At 60.2% G+C, this 13,647-nt stretch carries 12 protein-coding genes; 9 read left to right on the top strand and 3 right to left on the bottom strand.

What is annotated here, in order from left to right:
• Positions 1–143: 143 nt before the first annotated feature.
• The 5 genes from ACFQDI_RS02015 (at position 144) to ACFQDI_RS01995 (ending at position 7,289) form a co-directional block, all read left to right on the top strand.
• Positions 144–3,263 (top strand): efflux RND transporter permease subunit, encoded by a 3,120-nt coding sequence (locus ACFQDI_RS02015; protein ID WP_377162865.1) that lies wholly within the window; start codon positions 144–146, stop codon positions 3,261–3,263.
• 47 nt (positions 3,264–3,310) lie between these two features.
• Entirely contained in the window at positions 3,311–3,802 is a 492-nt protein-coding gene (locus tag ACFQDI_RS02010; RefSeq protein WP_377162863.1) for a hypothetical protein, read from the top strand.
• A gap of 88 nt (positions 3,803–3,890) precedes the next feature.
• Positions 3,891–4,874: an efflux RND transporter periplasmic adaptor subunit gene (locus tag ACFQDI_RS02005; protein WP_377162861.1), complete on the top strand. Its 984-nt coding sequence runs from the start codon at positions 3,891–3,893 to the stop codon at positions 4,872–4,874.
• Between the two features lie 29 nt (positions 4,875–4,903).
• Positions 4,904–6,211, top strand: a complete 1,308-nt coding sequence (locus ACFQDI_RS02000; protein ID WP_377162859.1) for a TolC family protein — start codon at positions 4,904–4,906, stop codon at positions 6,209–6,211.
• 70 nt (positions 6,212–6,281) lie between these two features.
• Positions 6,282–7,289: a methyltransferase gene (locus ACFQDI_RS01995; protein ID WP_377162857.1), complete on the top strand. Its 1,008-nt coding sequence runs from the start codon at positions 6,282–6,284 to the stop codon at positions 7,287–7,289.
• Here the strand turns inward: ACFQDI_RS01995 and ACFQDI_RS01990 are convergent.
• Together ACFQDI_RS01990 and ACFQDI_RS01985 are read right to left on the bottom strand one after the other, a co-directional pair.
• A complete protein-coding gene (locus ACFQDI_RS01990; protein ID WP_377162855.1) occupies positions 7,184–7,756 on the bottom strand; it encodes a c-type cytochrome domain-containing protein in 573 nt (190 codons plus the stop codon). The two genes, ACFQDI_RS01995 and ACFQDI_RS01990, sit on opposite strands and share 106 nt — an antisense overlap.
• Before the next feature lie 84 nt (positions 7,757–7,840).
• Positions 7,841–8,122 (bottom strand): putative quinol monooxygenase, encoded by a 282-nt coding sequence (locus ACFQDI_RS01985; protein WP_377162853.1) that lies wholly within the window; start codon positions 8,120–8,122, stop codon positions 7,841–7,843.
• Between the two features lie 77 nt (positions 8,123–8,199).
• On the opposite strand from ACFQDI_RS01985, the gene ACFQDI_RS01980 reads away from it, so the two are divergent.
• The 3 genes from ACFQDI_RS01980 to ACFQDI_RS01970 all read left to right on the top strand — a co-directional run bounded on the left by ACFQDI_RS01980 (position 8,200) and on the right by ACFQDI_RS01970 (position 10,817).
• Positions 8,200–9,303, top strand: a complete 1,104-nt coding sequence (locus tag ACFQDI_RS01980; protein WP_377162851.1) for a leucine-rich repeat domain-containing protein — start codon at positions 8,200–8,202, stop codon at positions 9,301–9,303.
• Positions 9,304–9,365: 62 nt separating this feature from the next.
• The gene (locus ACFQDI_RS01975) at positions 9,366–10,310 is read left to right on the top strand and encodes a carboxylesterase family protein (protein ID WP_377162849.1); all 945 of its coding nucleotides are present in this window, start codon (positions 9,366–9,368) and stop codon (positions 10,308–10,310) included.
• Positions 10,311–10,331: 21 nt separating this feature from the next.
• Positions 10,332–10,817, top strand: a complete 486-nt coding sequence (locus tag ACFQDI_RS01970) for a Fur family transcriptional regulator (RefSeq protein ID WP_377162847.1) — start codon at positions 10,332–10,334, stop codon at positions 10,815–10,817.
• Positions 10,818–10,927: 110 nt separating this feature from the next.
• Here the strand turns inward: ACFQDI_RS01970 and ACFQDI_RS01965 are convergent, their stop codons facing one another.
• Positions 10,928–12,514, bottom strand: coding sequence for a hypothetical protein (locus ACFQDI_RS01965; protein ID WP_377162845.1), 1,587 nt, complete (start codon positions 12,512–12,514; stop codon positions 10,928–10,930).
• 187 nt (positions 12,515–12,701) lie between these two features.
• Here ACFQDI_RS01965 and ACFQDI_RS01960 point away from each other — a divergent pair, with 187 nt between their 5' ends.
• Entirely contained in the window at positions 12,702–13,355 is a 654-nt protein-coding gene (locus ACFQDI_RS01960; RefSeq protein ID WP_377162843.1) for a TPM domain-containing protein, read from the top strand.
• The last annotated feature ends 292 nt before the right edge of the window (positions 13,356–13,647 follow it).

Here is a 13,647-nt window from a genome sequence, read left to right as displayed (position 1 = left end):
ATCGGATATGCTCCTGATAAAACCAACCTATGGGATTGCCTCCGAGTGCAATAACCGGCTAGTTTGACAGTTCTGTTGCCTGATAGAACCTGCCCTCCCGGCCAGTTTCCAGCCCCCCCTTCAGCCTTTCGTCATTTTCCCGCATGTCCCTTCCCCGACTAGCACTCCGCCATCCGTGGACCGTCATCGTCGCCGTCGTGGCGATCCTTCTTGGCGCCTGGCAGGCCAAGGAAAAGATGGCGCGAGATGTCTTCCCCACGCTGGGCATCCCCACCATCTACGTGGCGCAGCCCTATGGCGGCATGGACCCGCTGCAGATGGAGGGCTACCTGACCTACTACTACGAGTACCACTTCCTCTACATCGCGGGGATCGAGCACGTGGAGTCCAAGAACATCCAAGGTGCTTCGATCATGAAGCTGCAGTTTCATCCCGGCACGGACATGTCCGCCGCGCTCTCGGAAACCATCGCCTATGTGAACCGCGCGCGCTCCTTCATGCCGCCGGGCACTCCGGGCGCCTTCGTCACACGCTTTGATGCAGGCAGCGTCCCGGTGGGCAATCTCGTCTTCTCCACCGAGAACCCCGCGCGCACCGTGGGCCAGATGCAGGACGCCGCGCTGAACATGGTGCGTCCGCTCTTTGCCACGCTGCCCGGCGTCTCCGCCCCGCCACCCTTCGGCGGCAGCGCGCGCACCATCCTCATCAATGTGAAGCCCGACCGCCTGCGCGCATACGGTCTGTCTCCCGATGATGTGGTCGCAGCCATGACGGCGGCCAACACCATCAGCCCCAGCGGCAATCTCTCCCTGCCCAACAGCTTCCCCATCGTGCCCACAAACGCGGTGGTGAAGAACATCCAGGATCTCGCCGCCGTGCCGGTCAAGGTCACTGATCAGGGCGCGGTGTATGTGCGCGACCTCGGCGAAGTCAGCGACGGCAGCGACATGCTTTACAGCATCGCCATCGTGAACGGTAAGCGCACTGTGTACATGCCCGTGACCAAGCGCAGCGATGCCTCCACCCTCAGCGTCGTGGAGCTGGTGAAGCAGAATCTGCCCAAATTCAAAGCCGCCTGCCCCGAGGACATCAACGTGACCTTCGAGTTTGATCAGAGCCCCTGGATCATCCGTGCCATCCGCGACCTGGTCAAAGAAGGCATCCTCGGCGCAGCCCTCACCGGCCTCATGGTTCTCATCTTCCTGCGGGATCTGCGCAGCGCCTTCATCGTGGTGCTGAACATCCCCATCGCCATCGCCGCTGCCATGCTCGCGCTGTGGATCGGCGGCTACACCATCAATCTCATGACCCTCGGCGGCCTCGCACTTGCCGTCGGCATCTTGGTTGATGAGGCCACGGTGGAAATCGAAAACATCCACCGCCATCTCAAAATGGGCGGTGGTCGCTCGCTGGCGCGGCTGGTCTTGGACGCCTCGGAGGAAACCATCGGCCCGCGCTCGCTTTCCATGCTTTGCGTGCTGGCGGTGTTTGTGCCCAGCTTCTTCATGACCGGCGCGGCCAAGGCGCTCTTCCTGCCTCTGTCCCTCGCCGTGGGCTTCAGCATGATCGCCTCCTACCTGCTCTCCAGCACGCTGGTGCCCGTGCTGAACATCTGGTGGCATCGTGAGGCAACGAGCCGCAGCGAAACCGTCCCGGTGGCTCTGGCTGCCGCAAGCCGGAAGATCGCGCTGCTTTTCAAGCCCTCCATCGCCCTTCGCCACATCCTCGTGCCCGCTTATCTCGTCGGCGTGGTGTTTGCCATCAGCATCCTGCTGCCGTTCCTCGGCACGGAGATCTTTCCGCAGATCGATGCCGGGCAGCTCCAGCTCCGCCTGCGTGCGCCCACGGCCACGCGCCTCGAAACCACCGAACAGATCGCCCTGCGCACGCTCGCCATCGTCGGTGAAGAAACTGGCCCCGACAAAGTCGCCATCAGCATGGGCCTCGTGGGTGTGCATGCGCCGAACTATCCTGTGAATCTCATCCATCAGTGGAACAGCGGCCCCGAGGAAGCCATCCTGCAAATCCAGCTCAAGGAAGGCAGTGGCGTGGCCGTGGCGCCGCTGCGCGAGAAACTGCGCGCCCGCCTCGCCGCCGAGTTCCCGCAGGTGCAGTTCTCCTTTGAGCCTGCTGACATCGTCTCCCGTGTGATGGCACTCGGCTCTCCCACCCCCATCGAAGTGGCGGTGAGCGGCAAGGATTTCGCCGCCAGCCGTGCGCATGCCGAGCTGCTCAAGACCAAGCTCGCCGAACTCAAGGACCTGCGGGACGTGCAGTTCAGCCAGACGCTCGACTACCCCAGTGTCGATGTACACATCGACCGCGAGCGCGCCGGACTGCTCGGTGTGAAAATGAGCGATGCCACCCGCAGCCTCGTGGCCGCCACCACCAGCAGCCGCTTCACAGTGCCGAACTTCTGGGCAGATACCAAGACCGGCGTCAGCTACTCCCTGCAGGTGCAGGTGCCGCAGCCGCTGATGAAAAGCCTCGAAGACCTGCGCAATGTGCCCGTGACCGCGCAGAACCGTCCTCCGGTGCCGCTGCGAAACATCGCCAAAGTCACCGAAGGCAGCGTCATCGGCCAGTATGACCGCTACAACATGGCGCGATCTATTTCCATCACCGCCAATCTTCAGGGCCGCCCTCTCGGCAGCATCGCGAAAGAGGTGGAAAAAATCATCGTCGCCAATCCTGCACCCGCCGGAGTCAGCGTGGTGCTGCGCGGTCAGGTGCAGCCGCTGAAGGAGCTGCAGAGCGGCCTGCAAACCGGCCTCCTCATGGCCATCATCACCATCCTCCTGCTGCTCGTGGCCAGCTTCCAAAGCGTGCGCCTCGCCTTCATCGTGCTCACCACCATTCCAGCCGCTCTGCTCGGGGTGGTGCTCGCCCTCATGTTCACCGGCACCACGCTCAATCTGCAGAGCTTCATGGGAGCCATCATGTCCGTGGGTGTGGCTGTGGCGAATGCCATCCTGCTCGTCACCTTCGCGCACCGCGCGCAGCTTGGCGGCATGAGCAAGCGCGACGCCGCGCTGGAGGGCGCCACCTCACGCCTGCGCCCCATCCTCATGACCACTCTCGCTATGATCGCGGGCATGATCCCAATGGCTCTCGCGCGCTCCCAGACCAGCCCGCTCGCCGTCGCCACCATCGGCGGCCTCGCCCTCGCCACCGTGGCCACGCTGCTGGTGCTGCCTGCCGTTTACGCACTGCTCGCATCCAAGACTGCCAAACCCGCCTCACTGGAACCTCTCGAATCTTGAATCACCACATCAAGCTCCAGCCAGCCAACCGCATCTCATAACCTACCATGAGCAGCCATCCTGTCCGCCATATCCTCCTCAGCTTGCCGCTGCTCCCGCTCTTTCTTGGCGCATGCACTCAGCCACAGCCCGTCGAAGCCCGCCACCCAACGCGAGGTATCGTCGAATTTGACGCCCAAGGCATCAAACGTGTTATACTCCGTGCTGGCGAAGCCGCCGAGGCCACAGCCACGGTCAGCGAAGTCACAACCGCCACCCCAGTAATCAAAATTTCTGCCCGTCCCGCCGGCGGTGCCGCTGGCTACCACCCCGCAGATCCGCACTGGCGCGAGACACCCGCCGCAGCTTGGGGCATGGACTTCGCCGCCAGCCGCTTTGGTAACACCCTCGTCATCTCCACCAAGAACGAGATCAGCTACATCCACCACCAGTACCGGCTGAAGGACATCCACATTATTCTTCCCTCCAAATCCCTCCGCTTCATCCGCCACTCCCGCCAACTAAACGGCGACGGCGCTCCAGACCTCTCCCGCCCCTGATCCATTCGCCGCTCGGTGGAGTGACGACAACCCCTCTACTCTTTGTGCCCAGCCATCACCCATCTTGCGCCCCACCATCCAATCCCCCATGCGTCTCCTGATCTTCCTCATACTCCTCGCTTCCGCCGCATCCGGCCTCGACCTTCCTGCCGCGAAGCCTTCCACCGGCACCATCCACCGCTGGGTTTCCCTGCCCGCCACGCTTGCGCCTTGGCAGCAGGTGATGCTTCACGCCAAGGTCACAGGCTACATCTCCGCCATCAGCGTGGACAAAGGCGATGCCGTCAAATCCGGCCAGGTCATTGCACGGATCGAGGTGCCAGAACTCCAGGCCGATCTCGCCAAATCCAAGGCTGAAGTCAACGCCGCCAGCATCGAGGTAAAGCGCATGCACGAGGCCCGCGCCAAATCGCCCGATCTGGTGCTGCCGCAAACAGTCGATGAACTGGAGGCCAAGCTGGCCATCGCCAAGGCAGGCATGGAGCGCATCACCACACTGCTCGCCTTTGCCGAGATCAAAGCACCCTTTGATGGCATCGTCACCGCACGTCATGTGGACGCAGGAGCACTCGTCACCGCAAACACCAGCAAGATCGTGGAGATCGTCGATGCCAGCACGCTGCGTCTGCAGATCCCCGTCACCGAAATGGAGACCTCGCTCGTGGCTGTGGGCAAGCCCGTCAAAGCCCAGATCGACGCCAGCGGCCCCACGCCCGTGGAGGCCAGCATCTCCCGCATCGCCTACGCACTCGATCCCGCCACCCGCACCATGCTAGCCGAGGCCGACCTGAAAAACGCCGATCTCAAACTCCGCCCCGGCATGTACGCCATGGCCAAGATCGCCGTGGAGAAACACGACAAGGCCACCCTCATCCCCGTGGCCGGACTGGTGATGGAAAAGACCAATGCCTTCGTCTTCAAACACATCGACGGCAAAGCCATCAAGACCGCCGTAAAGCCAGGCTTCAACGACGGCACGAATGTGGAAATCCCCGACCTCAAAGCTGACGACGTGATCCTCCTGCCCGGCACCACGCTGGTGACGGACAAGCAGCCGGTCACGGTGAAATGACGAAACTCAAACTTCATTCCTCCCACGCCATGTTTTCAATTGTTCGTCATCTGGCCCTGGCCTTTTTTGCGGCCTCCACACTTCACGCCGCCGAACCCGCTCCCGCATTCGTCGATCTCCGCACCGTCATGCGTCTCGCAGGTGCCAACAACGACGAGATCCAGCTCGCGCGTGCTAAGCACGATGAGGCCTTGGCAGAGTCAAAGCAGGCCTGGCAGCGCTTCTGGCCAGCTCTCAGCATTGGTGCCGGATATCGTGAACATGAGGGCCGACTGCAGGACATTCTGGGCAATGTGTACAACGTGAACAAGCAGTCCTACAATGTGGGCACGGGCGTGGTGATCGATTGGTCGCCGGGAGACATCTACTACTCCGCACTCGCCGCCAAGCAGCGTGCTCTGGCCGCGCAACATCTCGCTGAGAAGGCACGGATCGACATCGTGACGCAGTCGGTGGAACGCTACTACGACCTGCTGGCCACTGAGGCCATGCTGACCATCATCGCCGAGGATCTGGTGATCACCGAAGACTACGGCAAGCAGCTCGAAGGAGCCGTCACCGCAGGCACCGCCTTCCGCGCCGACTTGCTGCGCGTGAAGTCCCAGGTCAGCCGTGCCAAGCTGGCCATCCGCCAGGGCCAGGAGCAGCGGGATCTCGCCATGGCCAAGCTCGCCGAAATCCTCCGTCTCACTCCCGATGCCACGTTGCGTCCGGCCAAGTCCGATCTCGTGCCCGTCAAAATGATGGCCGGTAAAGGCGTGGCCTCCATGATCTCGCAGGCACAGCAGAAGCGCCCGGAGGTGCAGGCTGCATCTGCCATTCACAGCTCCATGGATGCGGAGAAAGACCGCGCTCGTGTGGCGCCACTCATCCCCACCGTGCAGGCGGGCTACACTGCAGGCGGACTCGGTGGCGGCCCCAATGTGGGCAACCAGTGGGGCAACTTCGGCAGCCAGCAGGACTACTACCTTGGCCTCGGCTGGAAGATCGGCCCCGGTGGCTTGTTTGACCGCCAGCGGCAGAAGCTGGCAGACGCACGCGAGGAAAGCGCCGCACTGCAGACGAGCCAGGTCAAGGCAGCGATCGGCCGTGAAGTCGTCGAAGCCGCCACCCGCGTGCAGTCCTCCAACGATCAGATCAAGATCAATGACGAAGCCGTGGACGCCGCCGAAGAGATGACCAAGCTGGCCAAGGAGCGCCAGGCCAGCCAGGTGGGCGTGGTGCTGGAATACCTGCTCGCGCGCGAGGAGCTGACCCGTGCACGCCAGAGCCGCGTGCTGGCCGTGACTGAGTACAACAAGGCCCAGCATGCACTCAAGCGCGCTGTGGGGCAGTAAGTTCGGCAGCAGGCAAGAATGAAGCAGTGTATCAGTTGCAGCCATTCGTGACTGCGACAAACTCCCGCCCATGAGCCTGACCCCTGACCACATCCTGCAGACCGGCCTCGCCTTCTGGGCCTCCAAGACTCTTCTCAGCGCCGTGGAGATGGAGATCTTCACCGAACTGGCCAAGCACCCCGGCGATCTCGGCACGCTGCAGGGCCGCATGGGGCTGCACCCGCGTGGTGCTCGCGATTTCCTCGATGCGCTGGTGGCGCTGAAGTTTCTGCAACGTGGCGATGATGGCATCTACCGCAACACTCCGGAAACCGACCTCTTTCTGGACAAGGCCAAGCCCTCCTACATTGGCGGCATTTTGGAGATGGCAAACCACCGCCTCTATCCCTTCTGGGGCAGCCTGACTGAGGCAGTGCGCACCGGTGAATCTCAAAACGAATCCAAAGGCGGGCACGACCCCTTTGCCACCCTCTACGCAGACCCGGCAAAGCTGAAGGAATTCCTGCGCGCCATGTCTGGCGTGAGCCGCGGTGCCAACATGGCCATCGCACAGAAGTTCCCCTGGGCGAAATACCAGAGCTGCGCAGACATCGGCACCGCGCAGGGAGACCTCGTCACGCAGATCACTCTGGCAAATCCTCACCTTCAGGGCATCGGCTTTGATCTTCCTGAAGTCGCACCCATCTTTGAAGACTACATCGCCGCCAATGGTCTGGCTGAGCGAGTGAAGTTTGCCGGAGGCAGCTTCTTCACCGATGAACTGCCGCAGGCGGATGTGCTGCTCTTTGGCCACATCCTGCACGACTGGAATCTGGACACCAAGCTCATGCTGCTGAACAAAGCCTACGCCGCACTGCCCGTGGGCGGAGCTGTGGTGGTGTATGACTCCATCATCGACGACGCCCGCAAGGAGAACGCCTTCGGCCTGCTCATGAGCCTGAACATGCTCATCGAAACCCCAGGCGGCTTTGACTACACCGGAGCAGACTGCATCAGCTGGATGCAGGAGGCCGGTTTCACCAACTGCCGCGTGGAGCACCTCGTGGGCCCGGACTCGATGGTCATCGGCATCAAGTAAAGTGCCGCAGCTTTCTCAGTCGCCAGCAGCCCCTTTTTGCGCGGTGGTACAAACTCCCACGGCTGCAAAAAGCCTGACGGATTGTCCGGCCAGTAAGCGCCGTCCTCGATCCACTCGTAGAGAATATCCACCTCTGCTGCAGAGAGCATGGGGCTGGCCCCTGGGTGACTGCCGCCCTCTGCCACCGCAGTCAGCAGCCTGCTGGCATTGGGGTTTCCCGGGACCACAAAAGCTCTCCCATGCCTGCGCGGCGCATAAACCCCGCTGCGCTGCACCAGTGACAGTCCCGCAGGAGGATGACTGCCGCGATGGCACGCCAGACAGTGGGTTTCCAGCACGGGTTTGACGTACTGCATGAAGTACCCGTAACCCGCCACAGCTTCATAAGGGTGCTCCAGATCGGTCTTGTGAGCATAGGCGGCGAGACCTGCCAGGCTTAGGCAACAAAGGATAACAAGGCGTTTCATCGCGCAGTGCTAGCCTCACACATGGCATCTGTGACGCCAAATATGCAGCAGCAAAGCCCGATGCAAACAACCGGTGCTTTCAGCTCAATAGACCGGACCTTTGACCGCCCAGCGCTTGAGCACAAACCCAGGTCCCTTGGCGCGCCACTTGGCCACATGCGGCGTGGTGTAGTGCTGGTCAAAAGCAGCCTGATCCACGTAGCTCTCGCTCAGGGCAAAGAGATTGGACTGTTCATTGTCCCGGCTGACCTCAAAACGGATGCAGCCAGGCTCCAAGCGCGAAGCGGCGGCGTTTTCGAGGATGACTTCAAGAAATTCATCGATCTTCAGCGGATCGATCTCAAGGATGACAATAACGTTGACCATGACAGCAAGAGAGAGGCGATTTTTGCTGAACATGCAACCTGCGTTCTACGTATCATGCCCTTAACCTTTCCCACGCCATGAAACTTCGACTCGTCCTCCCTGCGCTTTTTGTTGCCCTGAGTCTTCAAGCCCAAGATGCCAAACCCGCCGCCGCTCCGGCTCCTGCAGCAGCAGCAACGCCATCCAAGACCGAAGCCACGCCTGCACCAGCCGCTGCTCCTGCCAAGCCAGCACCTGCGACGCCCGCGGCAAAGCCCGCCGCAGCACCAGCCAAACCCACGCCCCCTACCCCCGCTCCGGCCAAGCCAGCAGCGGCTCCTGAAAAGCCCGCGCCTGCACCAGCCAAACCGGCCGCTCCTCCCGCCAAACCTACCCCACCTGCAGCCCCGGCCGCCGCAGCCAAGCCCACACCACCGAAGCCGGTGGCCATTTTCCCAGACAAGGCCCTGGAGGCTGCCGTGCGGAAGCAAGTGTTTGCCAAGCGCGACAATCAGGAAGTGATCACTGCGGAAGATGTGGCGACGGTCTCGATCATCGAAGGCAAAAAGGCAGGCATCAAGGACCTGACTGGCCTCGAAAAGTGCAAATCCCTGGCATCCCTCACACTGCCGGAGAATCAGATCTCAAATCTCGCGCCGCTCAAAGGTCTGGAGCGCCTGCAGTTCCTGGATGTCTCCAACAACCAGATCAGCGACATCACGCCGCTCGCGGCCTGCAACGCGCTGCAATACATCGAGCTGACCGGCAACAAGGTGACGGACGTCTCCGCGCTCGGCGGCATTCAGTCGCTCACCTCCCTTTACCTCGCCAACAACCAGATCAAGGACGCCACGCCGCTCTTCAAGCTGCCCAAGGTGTGGACTCTCTATCTCGAAGGCAACCAGCTGACGAGCATCGCCGGCATCGGTGGCATGAAGTGGCTTTCCATGCTTTCCCTGAAAGGAAACGGGGTGAAGGACATCTCCCCCCTGGAACCGCTGACGGAACTGCAGTTCCTCTTTCTCGAAAACAACCAGATCACCGACCTCTCGCCGCTGCAGCGCATGTGGAAAAAAGACAACGACGGCCCGCGTGAGTGGGCGCCGTACTGCCAGATATTCATCGAGGGAAATGCCATCGACGAAGCCTCAAAGAAGCTTGTCGAGGAAATGAAAAAAGCCGGCGCGCGCATCACCCCCTGATCCCAGCCTCATGCAAAGTGCTTGCCGTCGCAGACCCGTGCGGCTTAGCATCCGGCATGAACATGCTCCTCCGATCTCTCGCCGTCGGCCTGTTGCTCTCCTCAGCACAGGCCGCGGATCCTCCGCGGCAGTGGACCTCTAGCGACGGGAAATCGAAGTTCATGGGCAACCTCGTCGAATTTTCCGACAAGGAGGTCAAAATACGCCGCAGCACCGACTTCAACCAGTACCGGCTGGCGCTGGACAAGCTCTCCAAGGAAGATCAGGACTACATCCGTGGCCTGCTTCGCGAGAAACGCCGGGATGCCGGGCTGAAGGAAGGAGCCTATGCAGAGAAGATCACCGGGCAGTTTGTGAAAGGCGTTTCCAAGCAGGGGCTGAACTACCAGATCTGGGGCACCCCCAAGCTGGACGGCACCCAGCGTTACCCGCTCGTCATCTGGCTGCATGGCTCCGGCCAGAGCGGCAGCGACAACGAGTCTCAGCTCGGAGGCGCACCAAAGATCTGGACCAACGAGGAGAACCAGTCCAAGCAGCCCTGCTTTCTGCTGGCTCCGCAATGCCCTTCTGCCGAAATCGGCTGGAAGAATCAGGTGGCGGACAATCTGCTCGCCCTCATTGCCGATCTCACTGATCACCTCCCCATTGACTCAGACCGCCTCTATCTCACAGGCTCTTCCATGGGCGGCTTTGGCACTTTTGGCATTGCGGCGAAATACCCGCAGGTCTTTGCCGCCTGCGTGCCGCTTTGTGGCGGTGGCGATGTCAAAAACGCCGAAATCCTCAAGCCCATACCCTTTTGGGTGTTCCATGGCGACAAGGACGACATGGTCCCCGTCGAACGCTCGCGCGCCATAGTGGAGGCTGTCAGGCAGGCGGGCGGCGAACGAATGAAATACACCGAACTCGCGGGAGCAGGGCACGGCATCACAGGCATCGTCTATCCACGTGCGGATCTGCATGAATGGTTGTTTCAGCAGAAAAAGCAGACGATGTCTCCCCCCTAGAATTTCTTTCTCTGAAACACGATGCTCCACCACCACCACTCCGCCACCTGCCAGCATCATGATGCAGACTCAGCGCGCGAACTGGCCGCCAAAATGATGGAGCGCGCACGTGAAGCCGGGCTGCGACGAACCAAAGCTTTGGAGAACGTTCTCTCCATCCTTGTCCACTCGCATCAGCCCCTGTCCCTTGCGGACATCGCAGAGTCCCCCGATCTCACCAGCGGGGCCGACAAGGCAACGGTTTACCGTGTACTGGTCAAACTCGAGGAACTCAGCCTCATACGTCGGCTGGGGCTGCATGACCGCAGCGCGTATTACACCCTCCTGCAGCCGGGGCGGCATGACGACTACCTCATCTGCACCCAATGCGGCCGCATTCAGCGTCTGGACATCGCCTGCCCGGTGGAAGCCTTGGAAAAGCAGATTGAAAAGGAATCCGGCTTCCAGAAGCTCTATCACGAGCTGGAGTTCTACGGCCTGTGCCCGCAGTGTGCTGCGAAGGCCTGACACATTCCCTCAGCAGGACAAAGGCTCTTTTCCAGCGAGCCACCTGCAGAAATAAAAAAACCCGCGCCAGCAGCAAGCCAGCGCGGGTTAAAGATGAGTTACCGCCCTGTTTAAGGCGACGTAGCCGCTGTAGAAATGGTGTTGGTCACGTTGGAGGTGATCGACCCGTTACCACCAGGTGAAGGAGAGCTGCCACCTGCCAGATTGCCATCTCCGCTGGTGCCCTGCGTGCTGGTCTGGCTGTTGTTGCCTCCTGAACCAGTGTTGGTTGCGTCAACATTGGTGGTGGTATTGCCGTTGGAGTCTTGCGTGGACTGGTTCACCGTGGTCGTTGTATTGCCGCTGGAGTCCTTGGTCTCAGTGATCGTCGTGGTCGTCGTGTTTCCGTTACCATCAGTCGTTTTGGAGGAACTGGTGGTCACCACGGTGCCATCAGACTGCGTTGTCACCGTCACGGTCGAGGTGCCAGTTGTTGTGGAAGAGCTTATCGGCTGGACGTTTCCAGGATTGAGGGGATCCACGCCTGGAGGGTAGGTCGCCGTTGTGACCACAGTGGTGTCTCCGCTCTGTGCGCTGCCCTGTGCCACCATCTGGCCGGCATTTTCAGGTGTTACGTCGCTGGTGGCAGCACCGGCTCCGTGAGCGTCTCCCACAGTCACAGTCACGACCGTTTTGGTGCCGTCAGCGTTGGTCACAACCACCGTGTTCGTGGTGACAATGTTGATGATGTTACCTTCAGCCGATCCTGTGCACTGGAAGTCCGGCGGGTTGAACTCAGGCTCCCAGCGCAGCGCAAGGTAGCGGGTTTTGACAGCTTTGGCGGGTTTGGCTTTCAGCGAGCCTGTGCCCCGGGTGTCTTCGGCCACAGCCACGGGTGAAATGTTGCCAAAATCGCTCGGGTCAAAGGCCATGCGTCCACGCCAGTCTTCTTTTTCCGGAAGGTTGTCGAAGGCAAACACTTCAAAGCGCACCGGACGGGGAGAGTGGACCGAGGCAAACTCATTCAAAATACGCAGCTGACCGAAGTCATAGATGATGGTGCGGTATTTTTCATCAGACTCAGGGAAGGCAAACTTGTTGTAGGTGATGGCGGTGTCGAGACCGTTGGCCGGCTTGGGCGCGGCATAAACGACACGCGCACCGCCCAGGCCGTTGATAAGGTCCGCCGGCTTGCCACCCTTGCCATCAGCGGACTGCTTCACGGCATACCCTTTGTCTGTGGCTGCGCCAAAGAACTGCAGGAAGCGGATCATCCCGCCTTTGGAGAGCGCCAGCTCAAGCTTGACGTATTTCGCCTGCATCCCGGCAAATTTGAACTCCACCGTGCGGTCGGCGGCCGAAAAGACTTTCTCCTCAAGAACAGCCCAGCCGTTCTTGTCTGCGCTAGCAGAAAGAACCGCACGGCCTTCGATGCCATCATTCACGAAGGAGGATGAGGAAATCAGCACCGGCTTGCCCAGATTGACGAGCACAAAGCTTTTCCCGGCTGAAACCGTGGAAGACGATGTGATGTCACTGGAAAGAATCGAATCGACGTGACCAAAGCCCGACGAACTGTCGAGAGAGGCGTTGCTGGCAGGACCGCTGATCGTGTTAACAGGCTTTTCTTTGATGATGGGAATTCGCGACCATTTGGCCTGGATAGAACCGGCAGCCAGCAGACTGCCGAGAATGACGATGGTGGGGGCGAGCTTCATGATCAGAGGATGGAAAATTGAACGTCGATTCCGAGGATTTAAAGCCATAGAAAATCAGCGTTCGTTCTTTAATTATTGAGTCAACTCACAGTTACACCACAAAGGCCACCCGGTGTAAACATTTTTTCTGTGTCAGGAGCGATGAAATAGAGCTTGATTAGTTGTATATTCCATATATTCTATAACAATGAAATGTCCGCGCTGCCAAGCTAGCGTTCGCGCCGAGCAGAACTCCTGTTCGGCCTGCGGTTTTTCCGCGACATTGCTGCATAGTTACCTTGGAAATCAATGGGTTAGGCTAGAGCGCATCACCGATGCGGCCCACTGCCTTCGACTTGAGGACACCCGGCATCTCGAAATCATTTTGGATGATTTCGAACGCAGTTTTCCACAAGCGTTTTTTGCCATTTACTTAGGCTCTTTGCCCAGCAACTTGAACGTGGCAGAACTCGGCTTCTGGCTGCTGAACCAAGGAGCTTTTAACACTCACTCGGTCAGCCGTCGCAACGATTTTGGCACCGTGCTTGTGGTGGATCCCTCAGCTCAGACTGCAAGCATCACCCTCGGATATGCTATCGAGCAGTTTTTCAGCACCAAAATCATCGGTCGCATGATGCAAACCATCGGCGACCATCTGCGCAAAGGCGCTTTCAGCCTGGCCATTGAAGCCTCCTGCAGCCGCATAGGCGAAGTGCTCCGCAAGCACGCCCGTTACATGCAGTGGCAGCCCGATGCCACGGTTTCGGCTGACACCATAGCCGACATCGGCCTCCAGCCCCTGCGTAGCGGGCACCGGTCAGCCACTCGGCCGATAGGTGAATTCCCCAATTCTAAAGCATGATCACGCCCACCTCAAAATCAACGGCGGGCGCGCTTTTGCTAGGCTCAAGGCCTATTCTCATCTTGCTGTTTCTATGCGCCTTAGGCTCAGGCGATGCATCTGCAGAGGTTTCACAGACCGGAGAACAGAATGAGGAAAAGATCTTGCCGCTACCACGCTGGAGTGAGCAAGACCTAAGGAAATTCCGCAGCAATCTTCCAGGCGTTGGCAGCCCAGGGGCTCCCCCCCAAAGCGGTGAAGCCGTCTCAGACATCAACGACCTTATCAACACGCCTCTGGCCAGCGGCCCGCG

It is taken from the genome of Prosthecobacter fluviatilis, from assembly GCF_042655725.1.
Classification (GTDB): domain Bacteria; phylum Verrucomicrobiota; class Verrucomicrobiia; order Verrucomicrobiales; family Verrucomicrobiaceae; genus Prosthecobacter; species Prosthecobacter fluviatilis.
Note: the sequence above shows the minus strand (reverse complement) of the source record. Positions and strands in the feature narration are given on the sequence as shown.